Origin of the sequence: Sphingomonas melonis, assembly GCF_013409985.1 — a bacterium.
Taxonomy (GTDB): domain Bacteria; phylum Pseudomonadota; class Alphaproteobacteria; order Sphingomonadales; family Sphingomonadaceae; genus Sphingomonas; species Sphingomonas melonis_A.
Genome location: NZ_JACCBY010000002.1, coordinates 1 through 21,115 on the forward strand (window position 1 = coordinate 1; position 21,115 = coordinate 21,115).

Genomic DNA, 21,115 nt, shown 5'->3' on the forward strand with positions numbered 1-21,115 from the left:
CGCCCAGGCGTCCCCACCCGGCCGGGCAGATGCCCTTCGATCCGCTCCCACTGCTCGTCCGTCAATGTTCGTCTGCTCAAAGCCTGGCTCCCTTGGCCAGCCTTGAATCAGATCTTCAACTCAAACGGAATCCTATGAATGCAGACAGCGCCTAGGCCGGATCGATATTCAGCCCAATTCCTCCTCCGCTCAGGGCGGCGCGCTATCGCATGTGGCTGCGGTGATGAGGTTCGAGTCGGCGTCCTCCTCTATCCGTCACCCCGGATCCGTTCCGGGGTCCACCGGGCCACAAGAGAAGGGTGCCCAATCAAGCCTTTCTCCTCGCCGCAGGGTGGACCCCGGAACACGTCCGGGGTGACGGGTGGGATTGGAAGGCGGCGGAGTCAAACGGACCTCCGTATGCGACAGACGTCTTTGGGGAGGCGTTTTCTCCAAGGCTAGAATGTCGATCAGGCCTGAAGCGGTTAGCGCGTGCCCGAGCCTCCCCCGCGCAGCGCCGCACCCGCCGCATTGCCGTTGTCGGCGTCGATCTGCGCCCATTCCGCCGCGGTGTGGCAGATGCGCGTCTTGAAGCGGCTGCCGGTTTCCGCCTGTTCCCGGCACAGTTTCTTGGCGGGATCGGCGGCTTTCTGCTCCTTGGGGGGCGCAGCGTCCTGTGCGTGCGCGGCGACGGGCAGGGCGGTCGCGATCAACGCTGCGGCAATGATCAACCTCATGTCTCGTACCTCCGTGATGGTGGCGGAGCGTAACAGCATCGCGATCGACTGGGGAAGGCACCGATTGGGAAAGGCATCGTACCGGTTCCTGTCTCTCCCCGCCGCCGATCAGGCGAAGACGTCGGCGACATAGCGCACCGCCTCGCGCTCGATCGTCTCGACCCAGGCTTCCGCGTCCTCGCGCGTCACCTGCCGGCTGTCCTGGTAGATGCGGATCAGCGTGTCGCGGACTGCCGGCGCCATATGCTCGCCATCGCCGCAGACGAAGATATGGCCGCCCGCCTGGAAGAGCGCCGCGATCTCCGAGCGGTCGCGCCACATCGCATCCTGGACGTAGGCGACGCCGTCCACCGGCCGCGCCGAAGACGCGATGCGGAGCGAGACGACGCCTTCGGCCTGCCATTGCTCCAGCTCCTCGCGATGGAGGAAGTCGGCGTCGGGATCGCGAATGCCGAAGAACAGCAACGCCGGGCCGACCCCGTCGCCCGCCGCCTTGCGGAGGCTGCGCTCCTGGATGAAGCCACGGAATGGCGCGATCCCGCTCCCCGCGCAGATCATGATGATCGGCACGGCGGGATCGTCGGGCAGGTGGAAGCCCGCCTGGCTCGGCCGCACCGCCACGGCGACCTGATCGCCGATCTCCAGCCGGGCGAGGAAGGTGGAGGCGACGCCGCGATAGCAGCCATGCCCGGCCAGCGCCGGCGCCTCCAGCACGGTGAAGGTAAGCGCCGCCACGGCGGGGTCGGCGAGCGGCGAGGAGGCGATCGAATATTGCCGCGGCCGCATCGGCGGCAGTGCGGCAAGGAAGGCGCCGAGCGCCATGTCCGCCGACCCGAAGCGTTCGAGCAGGTCGAGCAGGCTGACCCGCTTGGCCAGCACCTCCTCGGCATAGGGACCGTCCGTCGCCAGCCGCGCTGCCTCGGCGCGTTCGGGCGGGCAGCCGATCGTCTCGGCCAGCGCGGCGACCTGTCGCTGGGTGACGGGCTGTTGCAGCTCGACGTAATCGGCGAGCAACGTTCCGGCCGCGACCGGCAGGTCGATCGGCAAGGACGACGGCGTGCCGGGTGCGGCATGGATCACGACCTGCGTATCGGTCGCCAGCGCAAAGCGGCGCAGCGCGCGCGCGACCACCTCGGGCGGGTTGCTCGGCAGGACCGACAGATAGTCGCCGGTGCGATAGGTCATGCCCTCCGGCAGGCGGATCGTGACATGCCGCCGCGACCGCGCGCCCGGCTGCGATACGTCGACCAGTTCGCGATTGCCGATCACGGTGCCGCGTCGCAGCTCATCGAGCTGGAGCGCGCGTTCGCGCTCGCCGCGCAGCACCTCGACCGTCAGCGCCGTCGCCGCAGTGGCGGTCTGCGACTCGCGACCCTCGCTGGCGGCGAGCGCCGGCCACAGGTCGGCGAACCAGCCGTCGAACGCGCCGAACAGGTCGCCGCTGGCATCGCCTTCGCCACGCGGCAGCAGCGGCTCGGCACCGGCGGCGGCCAGCGCCTCATCGACCCGCTTGGGGATCGCCTGATAGGTGCGCGCCCATTGCCAATTGCCGCAGCCGAAGACCGCATAGCGCCGTCCCGCCAGCGCATCGCCGGGCAGATCCTCGATTGCGGCGAGGAAGCGGCGGGCATTGTCGGGTGGCTGCCCTTCATAGGACGCGGTGACGACGGCCATCGGCGTATCGCCGGGCAGGCCGCTGGCATAATCGTCCATCGCCGCGACCGTCGCGGCATATCCCTGCGCCTGTGCCTCCGCCCCGATCCGCTGCGCAAAGGCCTCCGAGGTGCCGGTGTTGCTGCCGTAGAGAACCAGCAGCGGCCTGGATGGAGCCGTGGTGGTCTTCGCCTCGGGTGCGGCGAGCGGCCGGGTCGGCGCGCTCGGCGCACGGCTGCGCGGCGTGCCGGCGGGCAGGTCGCGGCGGCGCGCGTGGACGTGCAGGCCGGCGGGCTTCAGCGTCAGCGTCTCGCTGATCGCCAGCGTATAGTCCGGGTCGGCGAGGCTGAGGTCGAAGCGCTGGAGCATCATCGCGAGCACCAGCGTCGCCTCCTGCATCGCGAAGCCGCGGCCGATACAGGCGCGCTGGCCGTTGCCGAACGGCTTCCACGCATGCGGCGGCAGCGCGGCGAGCGCCTCCGCGGTGAACCGCTCGGGACGGAAGGCTTCGGGCTCATCCCATACCGCGGGGTCGCGATGCAGCACTGGCGTCAGGACCAGCAGGATATCCTCGGGCGTCACCCGGTAGCGGCCGCCGATCGTCGTCGGTGCCAGGGGATGGACGGCAAAGGCGGGCGCGGTCGGCCACAGCCGCAGCGTCTCGTCGAGAACCTGTTCGAGATAGCCGAGCCGCCCGAGGTCGTCGACATCGGGCGTCGCGCCGGCCAGCACCGTGTCGACCTCGGCGCGCGCGCGCGCCAGTGCCTCGGGGTGGCGGAGCAGCAGCAGCGTCGCGAAGCTCAGCAACCCGCTCGTCGTCTCATGGCCGGCGATCAGGAATGTCACCATCTGATAGCCGATGTTCTCGCGACTCAGCGTCTCGCCGGTTTCGGGGTCGGCGGCGGTCAGCATGCGGTCGAGCAGGTCGCCGCGCGTGCCGAGCCGCGGGTCGCGCGCCCGCTCGTCGATCAGCCGGTCGGCGACGGTGCGCAGCGTCTCCAGATCGGCGGCGAAACGCCGGTTGTGCAGGAGCATCAACCGGTTGGCCGCGCCGGGCCGTCGCGCGCGCCGGCCCGCCTCGTCGAGCGCGCCGACCATGGCGGCGACGAACGGGTGCATTTCGTTCTGGTAGAAGCTGTTGAACCGATAACCGAAGGCGCACAATGCGATCGTGTCGAGCGTCAGCCGGGTCATATTGTCGGCGACGTCGATCGTCGCGCCCTCGCCGAACCGTTCCCAGCGCAGCATCATCTGTTCGGCGATGTCGAGCATCTGCGGGACCATCGCGCGCAGGCCGATCGGGCCGAAGGCGGGCATCAGCAGCCGGTGCGCCTTGCCCCAATTCGGCTCCTCATTGTACGCGGTGAACAGGCCGTCACCGCCGATCGCGCGCAGCTCCTGCAACGGCCGGTGCAAGGCCTTGGCGAAGCGGCTCTCGTCGCAGAGTTCCTCGACCAGAGCCTGGCCGCCGACGATCACCATGCTGCGGCCGAACGCCTCCATGCGGAACAGCGGACCGTGCAGCGCAGCCAGCCGCATCAGGCTCTGGACCGGCGCGTTCGGGTCGATATCGGCGATATTGCCGATTAGCGGCAGGCCCTTGGGTTGGGGGATCGTGGTCATGATGTCATGCTCCGTCGCCGGGGTGCCGCCATCGCAACGTCCGTCCGGTTGCCGCCGCGACACCCGTCGCCGCCGTCGCCCGTCGGACCGTCTAGTCGGCATTGTGTAAATAGGAGAACGCGCCTGGAAACCCATTGGTTTCCAGTCTATCGCGACAAGCGAACTACGTTAGACGCCATCCATGACGACGCCGCCTCCACCGATCGCCCGAATACCGGCGCAACTCCTTGATAGTGCACGTGATGAATTCCTCGCCCACGGCTTCGCCGAGGCGAACGTCGGCCGGATCGCGACCGCGGCCGGCATGTCGAAGAAAACGATCTACAAATATGTGCCGTCGAAGGAGGCGTTGTTCCTCGGCGTCGTCCACGCGGTGGTGAGCGGGCCAGGCATGGTCTTCGACGTCATTCCGGCCGATGCGGCGCCGTCGCTGCGGCTCGGCGCCTATCTGCGCGCGTTCGCGGCGATCGCCTTCTCGCCCGACGGCGTCACCTCCTATCGGTTGATGATGCGCGAGGGGACGCGGTTTCCGGATGTGGCGCGCATCTATATCGACACCGTCAAGCAGTTCGGGGTGCAGCCGCTTGCCGACGCGCTCACCGGCTATGCGGCGGCGGGGCAGCTGGCGATCCGCGACGCGACGCTTGCTGCGACGATGCTGCTGGCGATGATCATCGCCGATCCGCTCCGCGAGGCGGCGCTCGGTCTCGCCCTGCCGCCGCAAGGCGAGGCGCTGGACCGGCGCGTTGATGAGGCGGTGCGAGTGTTCCTGTACGGGGTGGCGCTGTAGCCGGAGCGCGCGGCGCCGGTCAGTCGAACATGCGGTGGTGGAGGATCAGCGCGGCGGCGCCGAGCGGCGCGGCAAGCTCCGGGTCGAGGTGCGCCACCGCCAGCCTTGCCGCCGGCGCCCGGACGCCGCGCCGGTCGGGCAGCGTGTGTTCGGGCCATGCCGCCTCATCGACGATCCGCCGCGCCAGATCGCGCGGCAGTCGGCCACCGAGCACGATCGCCTGACAGTCGAAGGCATAGCGTAGCGTCTGGAACAGCCAGTCGAAGGACTCCTGCCGGGCGGCGCGCCATTCCTCCACCCCCGGCCATTGCGGATCGAACCGCGCGACGAGATCGCCGATGCTGTCACACACGGTGCCGTGCTGCGCGAGCGTCGCCCGCAGGTCGTTCAGGTTCGGTGTGGTGCGCCCGGCGAAGTGGAACAGGCCGGCGATCTCGCCCGCATTGCCATTGTGACCGCGGAACACTTGGCCGTCGATCACGGTCGCGGCGCGGAAGCCCGCGGCGACGTTGATGTAGCAGAAGCTCGCCAGATCGGCACCGACGCCGAGCAGCCGCTCGCCGATCGCGGTGGCGGCCGCGATATTCTCGACCATCGCGGGCAGGCCGAGGCGGCGGCCGACGATCGCCTCGAGGTCGACCAGCGCCCAGTCGTCGAGTTCGGGCGAGGGATTGACGGTGCGCGGCGCGGTGAAGAAGCCGGCGATCGCCACGCCGATGCCGACGATCGCCTCGCGCATCGGCTGTTCGTCGCGGAAGCGCGCCACCGCATCGAGCAACGCGTCGCGCGGCATACCGGGCAGGCTGATCTCCCGCCGGGCACGCACCGCGCCGGCCAGATCGAGCAGCAGCACGTCGGCGCGGTCGGTCATCACCGACAGGCCGAGGCTGAAGGCGGCATCGGGGACGATGTGGATCGTCACGCTGGGCTGGCCGCGGCCTTGCGCGATCGCCTCGCCGGCGCGGACCAGTCCTGCCGCCTCCAGTTCCTCGGTCGCGCGGAAGACCGCGGTGCCGGACAGGCCGGTGTCGCGGATCAGCGCCGATCGCGTGAGGCTGCCGTGCCGCCTGACCAGGGTCAGCACCCGGCGCGCACGTGGAGTCAGGGGAGGGTGGGTCATCTGCACTAACTTCACGCAAAGGTTGGCGGCGCGTCTGGTTAGCCGCGACGTCTTCATACTGTCAAATATATATCGTACGGAGTGAAATGTATTCGATGAATGAGGGGGATTATGACGTATCTGACGAGACGATCGACGCTGCTGGCGCTGGCAGCGGGCACGATGCTGGCCGGGATGCCCGCACCCGCACAGACTCAGGCGCAGACGCAGGAAGGCGCGCCGGCTGCGGCGGCCGATGCCGCTGCGACGGAGGGCGACCAGCCCGATATCGTCGTCACCGGCTTCCGCGCTTCGCAGCGGTCGGCGACCAAGGCGAAGCGCGAGTCCGCGGTGATCCTCGACGCGGTGTCGCAGGACGATGTCGGCCGGCTGCCCGACCTCAACATCGTCGAGGCGAGCCGCAGGATCACCGGCGTGTCGGTGGTCGGCGGGGCGGACGCGACCAAGAACCGCGACATCTACCAGCGCGCGACGATCCGCGGGCTCGATCCGCGCTACAATCTGGTCACCATCGATGGCGTTCCGCTTGCCTCGCCCGACTGGGTCTATCGCGGTGCGCGGCTGGAGATGCTGCCCGCGTCGCTCGTCTCGCGGATCGAGGCGATCAAGAGCGTCACCGCGCAATATGACCCGCACGCGCTCGGCGGCCAGATCAACATCGTCTCGAAGAGCGCCTTCGACGGCCGCGACGCGGGATCGTTCGTGATCAACGCCTATGCCGGCGACAACGACACCGCCGGCAAGCTGGTCCGCCGCGCCGGCGCGACGATCCGGACCGATGCCACCGCGGCGCTGCGCTTCGGCGCCAACCAGGAATTCGGCGTCGTCGCCTCGGCGGAATATCAGCGCCTGCCGTCGACCGCGCGCGCCGAGCTGCCGGGCGACAGCAACGGCGCGGGCTGGACCTATTTCACCGCCACGGCCAAGAGCACACCGTTCGCCAGCGAGTCGAACGGCTATGCCGTGCCGGTGCGCAACCAGGATTATTTCTTCGAGAACCTGCGCACCCGGCTCAGCGGCAATCTGAAGCTGGAATGGCGGCCCGACGATGCGACCTCGCTCGCGCTGTTCGGCGGCTATTATCACGATACCGACACCGAGACCCGGTACGAGATGCTGACCGTCCCGACCGGCGCGCCGACCGACGTCACGCCGACCAGCGGCCGCTTCGCGCGCGGCGACCTGCAACAGGGGCTGACCTATCAGCCGGTCACCCGCGACACCTGGCTGATCGACGTGAAGGGGCATCACGATTTCGGCGGTGGCGTGGTGCTCGACGCGACGCTCGCGCGCTCGAAGGCGGAATATCGCGAGCTGCGCGAGATGATCAAATATGACATCAACCCCCAGCCGGGCAAGGCGACGGCCGGCAATCTGCCCGCGTTCGGCTATGCCTATCGGATCGTCGACGGCCGGCCGCGGCTGACGCTCAACGATACCGCCGCGGCCAACAACCCCGACAGCTATCGCGCGCTCTACTATCGCAGCATCGATCGCGATCTCGACTCGACCGTGGATTTCGCCAAGGTCAATCTCGGCATCAACGCCGCGGCGGCCGACCGCGGCTTCGGCGCCAACATCGGCGTCGCGGCGACGCGCACCGATCTTGCCTACGATCAGCGCTACGCCGAATATGTCCCGGCCGATGCCGCCGGGCAGAAGACGATCGGGACGATGCGGGGCCTGCTCTACGACCAGCGCCCCGGCGCCTATATGACGCCGGACGTGCCCTATCTGCTGATCGACCGGCAGGCGGCGTGGCAGCGGTTCGCGGCGACGCGCAGCGCCTTCGTCGCGACCAACCAGGTCGCCAACAATGCCGCTGACGATTTCCGCGATCTGGAGACGACCAAGGCGGCCTATGCGCAGGCGCTGTTCCGGACCGATCGCTTCGATGTGCAGGCCGGGGTGCGCTACGACGATACGCGCCTCGTCGTCGACACCAACCAGCCGACCAGCGCCGCGGCGACCGCCTATCGCGCGGTGCGGCGTGCGACGGGTTATGCCTATTGGCTGCCCTCCGCGCTCGCCACCTATCAGCTCGGCGATGGCATGCGGTTGCGCGCCGGCGTGTCGAAGACGATCGGCCGGCCCGATTACAGCCAATATGCCGTTCGCAACACGTTCGGCATCGGCACCGACGGCACGCTGACGATCAGCACCGGCAACCCCGACCTGAAACCGCGCGAGGCGTGGAATTACGACCTGTCCTACGAATGGTATCTCGGCGCGGGCATGATCTCGGTCGCCGCCTTCACCAAGGATATCCGCAACGAAATCTTCACCAGCAGCCAGCAGGGGCCGGCGACGCTGTTCCAGGGCGTCACCTACCAGAATGTCTTCGTCACCACGCCGCGCAACGCCGCGTCGGCGCGGGTGAAGGGGCTGGAGATCGGCTATACCATCGACCGGATCGCCACGGTGCCGGGCCTCGGCTTCAACGCCAACGTCACGCTGCTCGACGGATCGTATCGCCAGCCGGCGAGCAACGCGGCGATCAAGCTGGGGCTGCCCGCGACGCGGCGGACCAGCGGATTGATCCAGCAGCCCGACTATATCACCAACCTCACCGTCTTCTACGTCACCGGGCCGGTCGAGCTGCGCGCGTCGTACAATCGCATCGGCCGCGCCCTGCAATCGGCCGATGGCGATACGCCGACGCGCGACCTGTATCAGGAGCCACGCCAGCAGTTCGACGTGCAGGCGCGGTTCGCGGTGCGCAACGGGCTCGATCTCGTCGGGCAGGTGCAGAACCTGACCAAGGAGCCGTTCGTCGTCCGCCAGGGCCGCCGGCGCGAGGACGTCAATTACTTCTTCCCGGTCGGCCGCACGGTCTGGCTCGGCCTGTCGTGGAAGCCGGGCTGGTGAGGGGCTTTGCATGGGGGGTGATGGCGATCATGCTGTTCGCCATCGCCCCGGCCGCCGCCGCGCCGCTTGATGGCGCGCCGCTTGCGGCCGCCGACGGCACGCGCGCGACGGTCCGCGTCGTTCTCAAGTTCGTCAAACGCGGCGCGGGGGCGGGGCTGCGCCTCGACCCGAAGACCTGCGCCGCCTGCACGCTGGTCAGCGACGCCAACTGGAACGCCGACAATGCGCGCGAGACGGTCATCGCGATCGAGGTTCCGCGGATGCGGTCGCTGGAACTCGGCTTTACCGGCGGTGTCGCGGGCATCCGGCGCGTCATCCTGGAGAGCGACGACGTAGCGTTCCGGCGCGACGGCGACCGGCTCGTCGTCGCGCTGCCGCCGCTGCCCGCGGATGCGATCACGGCGGCCGAGGTGGCGACCCATATCGTCGAGCCGGGCATGGTGCTGCGGTTCGAACACGCCGACCCCGCGCGCCGCGCGGGCGATTACGCCACCGGGCCGTTTCCCGTCATCGCCCGCCGCGCCGCCGACACGCTGGAATTCGCGCAGCGGGAGGTGGTGCGCGAACTCGGCCTCGGCGACCATGTCGAGCGGGCCGGGCTCGGGCGCATCCAGATCATGGGGTTCGACACCAACGCGCCGCACGATCACCGCGACTCGCCGCCGCATATGCACATGCATCTGCGCTGGCCGGACAATACGGGCACGCAGATCGGCCATTATTATATCGGCAGCGACGGACTGCTGTCCCACAATGTCGTCGGCATCAAGGGCATCGCCGCCCCCATTCGCCGCTTCGCGCGCGGGGAGGCGTTCACGACGATCGGGGTCGACGGATCGCCCGTCTACACGCATCGGATCACGCCGGAAGGTTGGCTCGACCTCGGCTGGGCGGGCCGGCCTTTGTGCCAGATCCGGCCGGCGGGGGCGGACGGCTTCGCCTCGGGGGCGATCGTGACGTGTCCGGAACATGCGCCGCGCCGGATCACGGTCCGCGACGATATCGCCGCCGGATTGCTGACGGTCGATACCGACGATGTCCACGAGGTCTTCCGCTACGATCCCGATACCGGGCGGATGACGTCGCCGACTGAGGTTCCGCGCCCCGGCCCGTCGGTCTTCGCCGGCGAGGGTTGAGCGTGACGCCGGCCCCCTCCCGCCGGCGGGAGGGGGTCAGCCGCCGCCGTCCGCCGCGGCGGCGGCGGGCGATGCGGCCGCGGCGTCCGACTGCCGTGCGACCAGCGCGTGCGCCATCTTGACCTGCCGGCTCGTGCGTTTGCCGTTGTTATAGAGCTGGACCAGCTCGGCGAGCAGCAGCACGCCGCGGATCGCCATCGCCCCGATCGGCTGGTGGATGGTGGTCAGCTCCGGGTAGGTGGTCGTCGCGATCCAGCTGTCGTCGAAGCCGCAGACGGTCAATTGGGAAGGGACGTCGAGGCCCATCCGATGCGCGCTGGTGACGGCGCCGGCCGCCATATCGTCGTTGCTCGCGAAGATCGCGGTCGGCGGCGCATCCAGTGCGAGCAGCCGTTCCGCCGCGAGCAGGCCGGAGCGATAGGTGAAATGCCCCTGCGCGATCAGCGCCGGGTCGACGGACAGGCCCGCTGCCTGCAACGCGGCGCAGAAACCGGCCTGACGGACATGGCTCGCCGCCAGCGCCGGCTCGCCGGCGATGAAGCCGATGCGGCGGTGGCCGAGCGCGAGCATATGCTCCGTCATCTCGCGCGCCGCGGCATGTTCGTCGATGAAGATCGACGACAGGCCGGGCACATTGCTGTCGGTCGAGACCAGCAGCACGGGGATGTCGAGGTCGGCCGCGGCGGCGAGCAGGCGCGGCGAATCGCACAGCGGCGGCGTCAGGATGATCGCATCGATGCCGCTCGACACCAGGGTCTGGAACACCGCCGCGTCGGTGTCGTCGAGCAGGCATCCGCGCGCGATCAGCTGCACATCCATCGCCGACGCCTGGTCGATCGCACTCATCAGGAAGTCGACGATGTAGGAGCTTCTGGGGAAATTGTAGACCAGCCCGAACCGCAACTGGCGGGCGCCGGAGAGCATCCGGGCGGCGCGGCTCGGGGTGTAATGGAGATCGGCGATGATCTGCGTGACGCGCTCGCGGGTCTCCTCCTTGACGCTCCACGGCGCGCTGAGCACGCGCGATACCGTCATCTTCGACACGCCGGCCGCGGCGGCGACATCGGCGATCGTCGCAGCCCCGCGCTGTTGGGCGCTGCTGCTCTTTGGTCGTCGCGAATTGCCCGTCATCGCGGGGACATCGCGCATAACCTATTGTCCCGTCAACTTTATGGCCAAGGTGCCGAATCACGCAGCGCGCTTGTCACCCGACACCGGCCGTGTTACCGGTAACCAAGGCGGTGAGACAGCTGTCTGATCAGGGAGGAACTGAGGGGATGCGCACGTGCGTGGGGAAGGCGCCGGCCTGCTCGACTTCGATGATCGCGGGCGTGTCCGGCATGACGCGCGCCGGACGGCGTGCGGCTGCGACGTCCAGCTCACCGATCAGGCCTGCGCTGAGCCGAGGCGCAGGCGCGACATCGTGATCCTCCACCGGCAGGCGACCGAGGGCGCGCCCAAGCGAATGGCGGTGCCGGATCGGCTCGCGCCGCGGATGGCCGCACCGCTCCCAAGTCAGGATCTCTCGACCGCTCTCGTGCCCGCGGCGTCACCGTGGCGCTAGCATCCCGGATTATGTTCGAACCACAAGGAAACCAGATCATGCCGTCGATTGGCCAATTCCCGCGCGCGCGCCACGCCCTGTTGCTCGGCACGGCCCTGCTGGCGCCGCTGTCGGCCACCGCGCAGGTCTACAAGAACCCCGATGCGCCGGTCGAGCAGCGCGCCGAGGATCTGGTCGCGCGCATGACGCTCGACGAGAAGGCGCGGCAGATGCAGAATGCCGCACCGGCGATCCCGCGGCTCGACCTGCCGGCGTACGACTGGTGGAACGAGGGGCTGCACGGCCTCGCCCGCGCCGGCGAGGCAACCGTGTTCCCGCAGGCGATCGGCATGGCCGCGACCTGGGACAAGGACCTGCTCAAGGCGGAAGGGCGGGTGATCGGCACCGAGGCGCGCGCGCGCTACAACCAGGCGCAGCGCGAGGGCAATGTCGACCGCTATTTCGGGCTGACGATCTGGTCGCCCAATATCAACATCTTCCGCGATCCGCGCTGGGGCCGGGGGCAGGAGACGCTGGGCGAGGACCCGTATCTGACCGGGACGCTCGGCACCGCCTTCGTCGAGGGGATGCAGGGCGACGATCCGCGGTATTACCTCGCGATCGCGACGCCCAAGCACCTCGCCGTGCATTCCGGTCCCGAGCCGCTGCGCCACGGCTTCAACGTCGATGTCGCGCCGCAGGACCTCACCGAAACCTATCTGCCCGCGTTCCGCCGCACGATCACCCAGGGCAAGGCTGCGTCGCTGATGTGCGCCTATAACGCCATCAACGGCAGCCCGGCCTGCGGCAGCACGCTGCTGCTCAAGGACTATCTGCGCGGCGCCTGGGGCTTCAAGGGCTTCGTCACCTCCGATTGCGGCGCGATCGACGACATGGTCAGCGGCCACAAGACGCAGAAGAACTGGGAAGAGGCGTCGGCGGTGTCGATCAAGGCGGGCACCGACACCGGCTGCAACTTCAAGGACGAATATCTCGCCATCCCCAACGCCGTCCGGCAGGGGCTGCTCGCCGAGCGCGATGTCGATACCGCGGTGAAGCGGCTGATGACCGCGCGGATCCGCCTCGGCATGCTCGATCCGGCCGAGCGCAACCCCTACGCCTCCGTCCCTTATGCAGAGAACCACAGCGCGGCGCATCGCGATGTCGCGTTGCGCGCGGCGCGCGAGTCGATCGTGCTGCTCAAGAATGACGGCATGCTGCCGGTCGCCGCCACCGCGCGCCGCGTGCTGGTGGTCGGCCCCGCCGCCGCCAGCCGCGAGGCGCTCAACGGCAATTACAAGGGCACGCCGGTCGGACAGGCGCTGCCGGTCGACGGCATCGCCGGCGCGCTCGGCGCGGAGCGGGTGCGCTTCGTACAGGGCGCCCCCTTCGTCGAGCCGGTCGCGCTCACCGTGCCGCGCACCGTCTTCGGTCCGCAGGGCGTCACCGCGCGCTTCTGGAACGGCATCGGCTTTGCCGGCCCGGTGATCGCGACGCGCACCGAGAAGGAGATCGACAACGACTGGAACGGCGTGTCGCCGGCGCCGGGCGTCGACAAGACCGCCTTCTCCGCCGAATATAGCGGCACGCTGACCGTCCCCGCCACCGGCGACTATGTGTTCGAGATCGGCGACCGCCGCTGCGACTGGTCGGAGGACCAGCAGACCTATGTGCTGAGCATCGAGGGGCAGCCGGACGTGCGCGCGACCTCGAAATGCTTCACCGGCGTACCGCTGGCGACGCCGCCGATCCGCATGGAGGCGGGCAAGCCGCGCGCCTTCCGCCTCGCCTTCACCCATCATTCGCCGCGGCTCGGCGCCGGGCTGACGCTGACGTGGAAGCCGCGCCCCGACGCGCTGTTGCAGGAAGCGGTCAAGGCGGCGGACGACGCCGACATGATCGTCGCGATGGTCGGCCTCACCGCCGGCCTCGAAGGCGAGGAGATGAAGGTGAACGCGCCCGGCTTCAACGGCGGCGACCGCACCACGATCGCGCTGCCCGCGGTGCAGCAGCGGCTGCTCGACGCGCTGGTCGCGACCGGCAAGCCGGTGGCGATCGTCGGCGTGTCGGGCTCGGCGCTGACCTATGGCGCGGCGGGGACGCAGGCCAAGGCGGTGCTCCAGGCCTGGTATGGCGGCGAGGCGGCGGGGCAGGCGATCGGCGAGGTGCTCGCCGGCACGGTCAATCCGTCCGGCCGCCTGCCGGTGACCTTCTACGCCTCGGCGGACCAGCTGCCGCCGTTCGGCGATTATTCGATGAAGAACCGGACCTACCGTTATTTCGCGGGACAGCCGGCGTATGCGTTCGGGCACGGGCTGAGCTATACCAAGTTCGGCTATTCCGGGCTGGCGGTGCGGCCGACGATCCGGGCCGGGCAGGGGGCGAGCGTCGCGGTCACCGTGCGCAACGACGGCAGCGTCGCGGGCGACGAGGTGGCGCAGCTCTATGTCGCGCCGGTCGATCGCGCCGACCTGCCGCGCCGGTCGCTGAAGGGGTATGAGCGGGTCCGGTTGGCGCCGGGTGAGAGCCGCACGGTGCAGTTCACGCTCGACCCGCGCGACCTCGCCTTTGCCGACGCCAAGGGCGACATGCGCGTGACCGCGGGCCGTTACCACCTGTGGGTCGGCGGCGGGCAGGAGGGCACCGGCGCCCCCGGCGCCGCTGCCGATGTCCGCATCAACGGCAGCAAGCTGCTGCCTCGGTAAGCAGGGCGGCGGCCGCCGCGGGACGCCGTGACCATGGGTGCCAGCGCGACGCTGGCGCCTGTGGTCGGCTCGGGCTCGTGCGGATCGACATTTAGGGTTGGGAGGAAAGTCCTCTCTGCGCTAGGGCCGGGCAATCGCATAGGACGCGCGCCGAATTCCACGCGGGGTCCACCCCGCCGCGAGAGAATCGTGTCGACTCAAGCCCTTCTCCTCGCCGCAGAGTGGACCCCGGAACAGGTCCGGGGTGACGGGTGGAGGGAGAGACCGATCGAACCCCTTTCGTGCAGCCATATGCGGTTGCCCTTCTCTGGCGGGGAGGCATTTGACCGAACCTCAATCGGCCTAGCCGAGCAGTCGCCTGCCTCGAACGGCGTGCGCCTCCGGCACCTCAGAATGCATCGCTGATCGAGCAGGCCGCCGGGCCGAGGATGACGATGAACAGCGTCGGCAGGATGAAGAGGATCAGCGGGATCGTCATGATCGCCGGCAGCCGCGCGGCCTTTTCCTCGGCGCGCATCATCCGCTCGTTGCGGAATTCCGCCGACAGCACGCGCAGCGCCGAGGCGAGCGGCGTGCCGTATTTCTCGGTCTGGATCATCGTGGTGACGACGCCCCGGATCGCGTCGAGGTCAACCCGCGTGGCGAGGTTCTCGAAGGCCTGCCGCCGCTCGGTGAGGAAGCCGAGTTCGATCGCGGTCAGCGTGAATTCGTCGCCAAGCTCGGGATAGGCGCGACCCAGTTCCTTGGCGACGCGGTGGAAGGCGGCGTCGACGGTCAGGCCCGCCTCGGCGCAGATCACCAGCAGGTCGAGCGCGTCGGGCAGGCCCTTGCGGATCGCATCGCTGCGCTTGGTGATCTTGTTCTTCAGGTAGATATCGGGCGCCTTGTAGGCGAGGATGAACGATCCCGCGACCAGCGCATATTGTTTGAAGGCCGACCAGTCGGGGAAATAGTCGAGCCCGTAGACGAGGATCGCCATCAGGCCGCCGAACACGATCGGCAGCGCCAGCCGGGCGAAGATCACGCCGACCGCCCATTCCTTCGAGCGGATGCCGGCGCGCATCAGCTTGAGCTGCGCGTCCTTAACCTGGCTGTCCTGCAACACCTGCAACGACGACAGCAGGCTGCGCATCCGGTCGGTGGTGTCGCTGCGCTGGACCAGCTTGGCGCGGCGCTTGGTCGAGGCGGTGATGCCCGCCTTCAGCTGTTCGCGACGCTCGTTGAGCGCCTTGACCCGCTTGGTCATCGGGTCGGTGACGGTGCGCATCACCGTATAGATGGCGAGCATCACGGCAAAGGCGGCGACCCCCGACAGGATGGTCGCGACCCAGAGCACGTCGATGCCCATCAGCGTCGGTCCGGAAGCCTGCATGTCTGGTTACCTGCCCCTGGCCATCAGATTTCGAAGCTGACCATCTTGGCCATGATGAAGACGCCGATGCCCATCCACAGCAGCCCGCCGATGCCGGCGATCATCAGCCGCGGCTCGGCGAAGAAGCCCTGCAGATAGCCGGCGTTGATGACCCAGATCATCGTGAAGACGATGAACGGCAGCGACCCGACGATATAGGCGGACGCCTTGGATTCGGACGACATCGCCTTGATCTTGAGCTTCATCTGGCCGCGCTGGCGCAGCACGGTGGCGAGATTGGCGAGCGTTTCGGCAAGGTTGCCGCCGGTCTCGCGCTGGATCGCGATGGTGATGACGAAGAACTGGAATTCGGGCGTGCCGAGCCGGTCGGCGGTATCCTGCAACGCCGCGTCCATCGACATGCCGATCTTCATCTTGTCCGACACCATGCGGAATTCCTCGCCGACCGGCCCTTCGACCTCGTTGCCGACGACGCCGATCGTCTCGGTGACCGGCAGGCCCGAGCGCAGGCCGCGGACCAGCAGCTCGATCGCGTCGGGAAACTTGGCGGTGAAGCGGGCGACGCGGCGGCGGATGAAATAGCCGATGAGCCAGTGCGGCAGGCCGGCACCGACGGCGACGCCGAAGAGCAACGCCAGCAGGAACGGCGCGCCCTTGATGACCAGCACGCCGGCGACGACGACGATCAGCCCCGCGCTGACCATGCCATATTGCCCGACGCTCCAGTCCTTGCCGGTCATCGCGAGGCGCTGGGCAAGCTGCGCCGGATTGGGCAGCAGCCGGCCGACGGCGATGTCGGTGCGGGTCTTGGGTCGCCCGGCGGCGATGCCGCGCAGCTGTGCGTCCGCCACCGCCGCGGCAGCGCCATGCCGGTCGCGCAGCGCCGCGAGCCGCCGCGTCTGCGCGCGCTGCGGCGACGGGCCGGCCAGCGCGAACACGACCAGCCCGATCGTCAGGCCGCCGCCGAGCAGCACCATCAGCAGGGGAAACAGGTCCATCGCGCTGCCGCTATTTCTTGGCGCGCTTCGGCAGCAGCGCGGAGAAGCCGCCGATCAGCGACTTGCCCTTCGCCTTCCGGGCGCCGTCGCCACTGCTCGCGACCAGCTCCTCGCCGACGTTGAGCACATGGCGGGTGAGGTCGAGCAGCGGCGCGACCGTCTTGGTGTTCTTGCCGGCCTCGGCGAGCGGCTTGCCGAGCTTGGCCGATTGCGCCGCCAGTTTCTGGTCGAAGGGGACGAGGAAGTCGATCTTGCGCTCGATCGAGCTTTCGAAATCCTTGCGGCTGATCTCCATCTGATTGGCCGGATGGACGCGGTTGGCGACGACGGTGAGGTGCGTCTGCGGCGCATGGGTCTTGAGCCACGACAGGATGCGGATCGTGTCACGCGCCGAGGCGAGCGTGAATTCGGTGACGAGCACCGCCGCCTGGATGTCGCTGATCAGATGCGGATGCTGGACCAGCATCGCGCGCGGCAGGTCGACCACGGTCGCTTCGAACGCGGCGCGCATCTCCTCCTGCAACTGGTAGAAGGCCGCGCCGTCGGTCACCAGGGGCGCGTTGATCGGTGCCTCGGCGGAAAGCACCGCGAGCTTCTCGGTCGCCTTGACCATGGCGCGCTCGATGAACAGGCCATCGATGCGGCTCGGATTCTCGATCGCGTCGGTCAGGCCGCGGCCGGGTTCGAGGTCGAGCGTCAGCGCCCCCGTACCGAAATGGACGTCGAGGTCGAGCAGCGCGGTGGTGCGCTTCTCGCGCTCGGCGAGCAGCCAGGCGGTCGAGGTCGCGACGGTCGACGCGCCGACGCCGCCGCGCGTGCCGATCACCGCGATCCCGCAATGCGGCCGGTCGACGCTCGCCTCGACCAGTTTGGGCGCGTTGAGCATCGCCTGCGCGTGACCGAAGGCCTCGCGCATCGCGTCGGGATGGAGCGGCTTGAGCAGATAGTCCTGGATGCCGCTGGCGATCAGGTCGCGATAGAGGCGCACGTCATTGACCTGGCCGGCGGCGATCACGACCGTGCCGGGCTCGCACACTTCGGCGAGGCCGTTGATGTCGCTGAGCGGATCGCCCGACTCCGCGAGGTCGACGAGCAGGATCTGCGGGCTGGCCGAGACCGACAGCGACTGGACGGCGTTGCGCAGGCCGCCCTTGTGGACCTTGTCGACCGACCAGCCGAGTTCGGCGGCGATCGGCCGCAGCGTCTCGGCGGTGGTCTCGTCGCAGACATAGGCGGCGAAGGGTTCGCGCGCGGTGAGGCCGGCGGGTTTCCAAGGCGCGTTCATCGACGCGCTCCCGCCGGGCCGGTCGCTTCGAGCGCGGCCGTGCCGGTCGGCACCCTCTTGCGATAGGCGTCGATCGCCTTGCTGTTGACCGCCGTGTCGGCAAGCGCCGGCGGCTGGGTGCCGGCGACCAGGTCGCTCGGCCGGGCGATCATCGCGGCGAGGTTGGTGTTGATCGCGCAGCCGTAATTGGACGAGGTGTTGGCGTCGAACTCGTTGCTGGAGTTGCGGCTCCAGTCCGGGCAGCCGGGAACGGCGGCGTGCATGCGGCTGATGACGACGCGCAACGTGCCGGGGGCGACCGGTGCGGCGCTGACCGGCCGCTCGTCGGAGAGCAGCAGGCCGTAGCTGGCGACGACGGCGGCGATCTCCTCGCGCGCTCCGGCGGCGCCATAGGCCGATTCGTCGATCGCGACCTTGTCGCCGAAGCCGAGGTGCATCGCGTCCATCCAGCCGGCGAGGCGGCGGCCCTCGCCGCCGGCGAGGCCGGCGCCGCCGGTGGCGAGGTCGAGCGCGTAATCGTCGCGCGCGACGACGGGCTGATGCACCGACTCAAGGCCGCGGTTGGTCGTGCCCATACAGCCGCCGAGCAGCAGCGCGGGCAGGGTGGCGAGGAGGAGCGAACGTTTGGTCATCGAGGCCATGTCCTTGATCGGGGCCGGCACGGGCAGCATCAATTGGAAAATCCGGGGGCGGGGGCGGTGCCCTTCTTCTTGCCCGGCGCACGTGGTTCCGCATTCGGTGCGGGGTCCGGCTGGCGCTGCGGAACGGGCGGCACCGTCGCCGCCGCGCCGATCGTCGGCACCGGCGGCTGACCGCCCGGCGTCATCGTCGGCACCGGCCGCGGTCCATTGCCGCCGCCGCCGACCTCGCCGAGCAGGATGCGCGCAGCGTCGCTCGGCGCGCGATAGCCGTCGTGCGGCAGCGCGATCTGCGCCGGGTTGTTCACCGGCTTCACGAGATAGGGCGTGATGATGATGACCAGCTCGGTTTCGTTGCGCTGGAAATTGGTCGAGCGGAACAGCGAGCCGATGATCGGCAGGTCGCCGAGGAACGGCGTCTTGTCGATGTTGTTGCCGTGGCTGTTGGAGAGCAGGCCACCGATCATCATGCTCTGGCCCGAGCCGAGTTCGAGCGTCGTTTCGGCGCGGCGGGTGGTGACCCCGGGCACGCGCGTGCCACCGACGGTGATCGCATTGGCATTGTCGATCTGCGACACTTCCGGACGGACGCGCAGCGAGATGCGGCCATCCGACAGGACGGTCGGCGTGTAGGCGAGGCTGACGCCATATTGCTTGTAGTCGACCGACACCGTGCCGAGCCCGCCGGCCAGCGGGATGGGGATTTCGCCGCCGACCAGGAAGGTCGCGGTTTCGCCCGACAGTGCGGTGAGATTGGGATTGGCGAGCGTCGTCACCTGTCCCAGCGTCTCGCCGAGGTCGATCGCGGCGAGCAGATCGACACCGAGCAGCTTGCCGGCGAGGCCTAGGGTCGAGCCGGAGCTGCCGTTCGTGACCAGGCTGTAACCGGTGCCCGTGTTGAAGCCGGTGGCCAGCGGGCCGGTGGGAACGAACTGCGTGCTGACGCCGCCGCGGCCGATGCCGAACTTGAAGCCGCCGGTTCCGTCCACCGAGCCGAGATTGACCCCGACGTTCTTGATGAACGTGCGGCTGACCTCGGCGATGCGGACCTGCAGGTTGACCTGCAGCGGCGTCGCGGTCTTGAGGCGCGAGAGCACCTTGGTGGCGTCGCCGACATAGGCCTGCACCAGCCGTTCCGCCTCGGCCGCATCACCGGGACTCGCGACCGTACCGGTGAGCAGCACCAGCCCGTTCATCGGCGTCGCGACGAGCTGCGCGTCGGGCATCGCGAGCTGCAGCATCGTCGCGATCGAATCGAGGTTGTTGCCGACGCGGACGGTGGTCGCATAGACGACCGCGCCGCCGCGCGTGGTGGCGGAGATCGTCGTCTCCCCGGTCTTCTTGCCGAAGATATAGAGCTGGGTCGGCGAGCGGACCTGGACGTCGGCGATGCTGTCATCGGCGACGAAGACATCGCTCATCGGCCGCGACAGCGTCACCAGCCGGCCGCGGCCGGTGTTGACCTGCACCACCGACGACGTGCCGGCTTCCGCGGGGCGTGCGTCGGCGAGCGCGAGCGGTACCGCGACGGTGGTGGCAAGCGCCAGCGCGACGGCGGCGACGCGTCCATGACGGGTGCGGAGGGGCTGAAAAAGCGGCATGTCAGTTCTTCCCTCTGACCGGAACGACGGTCACGGCGTTGCCGCGCGCGACGCGCACGACGGGACCCAGGAACACGGCGCCACCGGGTGCGCCGGGGGCGGACGGGATGGCGTTGATCGACGGCCCGCCGCCGGTCGTCGACGACCGCGCCGGTACGGTGCTGCGCTGGAAGCGCGATACGTCGGCGCCGGTGGCATAGGTGGCGCCGCCAGTCTGCGGCTGGGAGGCGAGGCGCAGCATCATCGCCTTTTCGGCACGCGGATCGCCGTCGGGCATCCGCACCGCGCCGCTGGCGATCGCTTCCTCGAGCTCGGGCGAATTGTCGGCGAGCGCGCGCAGCGACAGCGAGAGCTCGCCGATCGTGCGGGCGACCGCGACCTGTTCGGCCATCTTCGGCGTCGCCTCCAGCGTGACGCTGGAATAAGGGATGATCTTCGCCTTGCCGTCCTCGCCGACGTCATTGTCGGTGCGCTGATCGGTGGCGAGCACGCGGACGTTGCGCATGATCGTCTCGGACACCTTGAGCGGCTGTCCGTCGCCGCCGCCATTCACCGTCTGGGTGAGGACGAGGTCGATCCGGTCGCCCGGGAAGACGAATCCGGCGACCGCCGCCTGGTTGGACACGTTGACGGTGACCGCGCGCATCCCCGGCCCGAGCGCCGCGGCGAGGAAGCCGCGATCGCCCGGCGAGACCAGCGCGCCGCGGGTGACCGGCTGGCCGGCGGTGATCGCGTTGCGCACGACCGTGCCGACGAGCTTCGACATGTCGGTCCCTGCGCGCAGGTAATAGGCATTGTCGACGAGCTGCTGCGGCCACGGCTGGAATTTGAGCGCCGTCGCGTCGAGAATCGTGCCGACCGGCAGCGCGCGGGTCGCGACCAGCACTTCGGGGCCCGCGACGACCGTCGGCGCCATCGGGCCGATCGGCTGCGACGCCGGCATGCCCGCGATCATCGTGCGGGCGAAGAATGCCGTAATGCCGGCGACGAGCAACGCGCCCACCAGCAAAACGATCTTGCGACTGTCCATGTTGTCAACGGGCCTTTCAGCGCACCGGTGGTTGGTT

Annotated in this window: 15 protein-coding genes and 1 pseudogene; 5 read left to right on the forward strand and 11 right to left on the reverse strand. The window is 69.1% G+C overall.

Translation table 11 applies throughout. The features are described from left to right. The 3 genes and pseudogenes from HD841_RS21055 to HD841_RS06735 all read right to left on the reverse strand — a co-directional run. Nucleotides 1–80 (reverse strand): annotated as a pseudogene (locus tag HD841_RS21055) (IS5-like element IS711 family transposase); the annotation flags it as partial. Between the two features lie 384 nt (nucleotides 81–464). Continuing rightward, complete coding sequence (locus HD841_RS06730) at nucleotides 465–716, reverse strand: hypothetical protein (protein WP_179508142.1); 252 nt, start codon at nucleotides 714–716, stop codon at nucleotides 465–467. Between the two features lie 108 nt (nucleotides 717–824). Continuing rightward, a complete protein-coding gene (locus HD841_RS06735; protein ID WP_179508143.1) occupies nucleotides 825–3,992 on the reverse strand; it encodes a bifunctional cytochrome P450/NADPH--P450 reductase in 3,168 nt (1,055 codons plus the stop codon). 181 nt (nucleotides 3,993–4,173) lie between these two features. Here HD841_RS06735 and HD841_RS06740 point away from each other — a divergent pair, with 181 nt between their 5' ends. Continuing rightward, nucleotides 4,174–4,782, forward strand: coding sequence for a TetR/AcrR family transcriptional regulator (locus HD841_RS06740; RefSeq protein ID WP_179508144.1), 609 nt, complete (start codon nucleotides 4,174–4,176; stop codon nucleotides 4,780–4,782). 19 nt (nucleotides 4,783–4,801) lie between these two features. Here the strand turns inward: HD841_RS06740 and HD841_RS06745 are convergent, their stop codons facing one another. Beyond that, entirely contained in the window at nucleotides 4,802–5,902 is a 1,101-nt protein-coding gene (locus HD841_RS06745; RefSeq protein WP_179508145.1) for an ROK family transcriptional regulator, read from the reverse strand. Nucleotides 5,903–6,013: 111 nt separating this feature from the next. Between HD841_RS06745 and HD841_RS06750 the strand changes: the two genes are divergently transcribed. Further along, nucleotides 6,014–8,770, forward strand: coding sequence for a TonB-dependent receptor (locus HD841_RS06750; RefSeq protein ID WP_179508146.1), 2,757 nt, complete (start codon nucleotides 6,014–6,016; stop codon nucleotides 8,768–8,770). Beyond that, on the forward strand, nucleotides 8,767–9,906 hold the full coding sequence (locus HD841_RS06755; RefSeq protein ID WP_218845454.1) for a hypothetical protein: 1,140 nt from the start codon (nucleotides 8,767–8,769) through the stop codon (nucleotides 9,904–9,906). Before HD841_RS06750 ends, HD841_RS06755 begins: the two co-directional genes overlap by 4 nt. Before the next feature lie 36 nt (nucleotides 9,907–9,942). On the opposite strand, the gene HD841_RS06760 is transcribed toward HD841_RS06755, so the two are convergent. Next, entirely contained in the window at nucleotides 9,943–11,055 is a 1,113-nt protein-coding gene (locus tag HD841_RS06760) for a LacI family DNA-binding transcriptional regulator (protein ID WP_257015336.1), read from the reverse strand. A gap of 136 nt (nucleotides 11,056–11,191) precedes the next feature. Here HD841_RS06760 and HD841_RS06765 point away from each other — a divergent pair, with 136 nt between their 5' ends. After that, nucleotides 11,192–11,470 (forward strand): hypothetical protein, encoded by a 279-nt coding sequence (locus HD841_RS06765; RefSeq protein ID WP_179508147.1) that lies wholly within the window; start codon nucleotides 11,192–11,194, stop codon nucleotides 11,468–11,470. A 38-nt stretch (nucleotides 11,471–11,508) separates the two neighbouring features. After that, nucleotides 11,509–14,154, forward strand: coding sequence for a glycoside hydrolase family 3 C-terminal domain-containing protein (locus tag HD841_RS06770; RefSeq protein WP_179508148.1), 2,646 nt, complete (start codon nucleotides 11,509–11,511; stop codon nucleotides 14,152–14,154). Nucleotides 14,155–14,542: 388 nt separating this feature from the next. Here HD841_RS06770 and HD841_RS06775 read toward each other — a convergent pair whose 3' ends face one another. From HD841_RS06775 to cpaB, 6 genes are read right to left on the reverse strand one after another with little or no spacing between them, the layout of a single operon-like run. After that, nucleotides 14,543–15,526: a type II secretion system F family protein gene (locus tag HD841_RS06775; RefSeq protein WP_179508149.1), complete on the reverse strand. Its 984-nt coding sequence runs from the start codon at nucleotides 15,524–15,526 to the stop codon at nucleotides 14,543–14,545. Between the two features lie 23 nt (nucleotides 15,527–15,549). Continuing rightward, entirely contained in the window at nucleotides 15,550–16,524 is a 975-nt protein-coding gene (locus HD841_RS06780) for a type II secretion system F family protein (protein WP_179508150.1), read from the reverse strand. A gap of 10 nt (nucleotides 16,525–16,534) precedes the next feature. Further along, nucleotides 16,535–17,809: an AAA family ATPase gene (locus HD841_RS06785; protein ID WP_179508151.1), complete on the reverse strand. Its 1,275-nt coding sequence runs from the start codon at nucleotides 17,807–17,809 to the stop codon at nucleotides 16,535–16,537. Then, nucleotides 17,806–18,441 (reverse strand): CpaD family pilus assembly lipoprotein, encoded by a 636-nt coding sequence (locus HD841_RS06790; protein ID WP_306455774.1) that lies wholly within the window; start codon nucleotides 18,439–18,441, stop codon nucleotides 17,806–17,808. The genes HD841_RS06785 and HD841_RS06790 overlap by 4 nt, the downstream gene beginning before the upstream one ends. Before the next feature lie 38 nt (nucleotides 18,442–18,479). Then, nucleotides 18,480–20,048, reverse strand: a complete 1,569-nt coding sequence (locus tag HD841_RS06795) for a type II and III secretion system protein family protein (RefSeq protein WP_179508152.1) — start codon at nucleotides 20,046–20,048, stop codon at nucleotides 18,480–18,482. A gap of 1 nt (nucleotide 20,049) precedes the next feature. Next, nucleotides 20,050–21,078 carry a Flp pilus assembly protein CpaB gene (cpaB, locus tag HD841_RS06800; RefSeq protein WP_179508153.1) on the reverse strand — a complete coding sequence of 343 codons (1,029 nt, stop codon included), beginning with the start codon at nucleotides 21,076–21,078 and terminating at the stop codon, nucleotides 20,050–20,052. Nucleotides 21,079–21,115 lie beyond the last annotated feature (37 nt).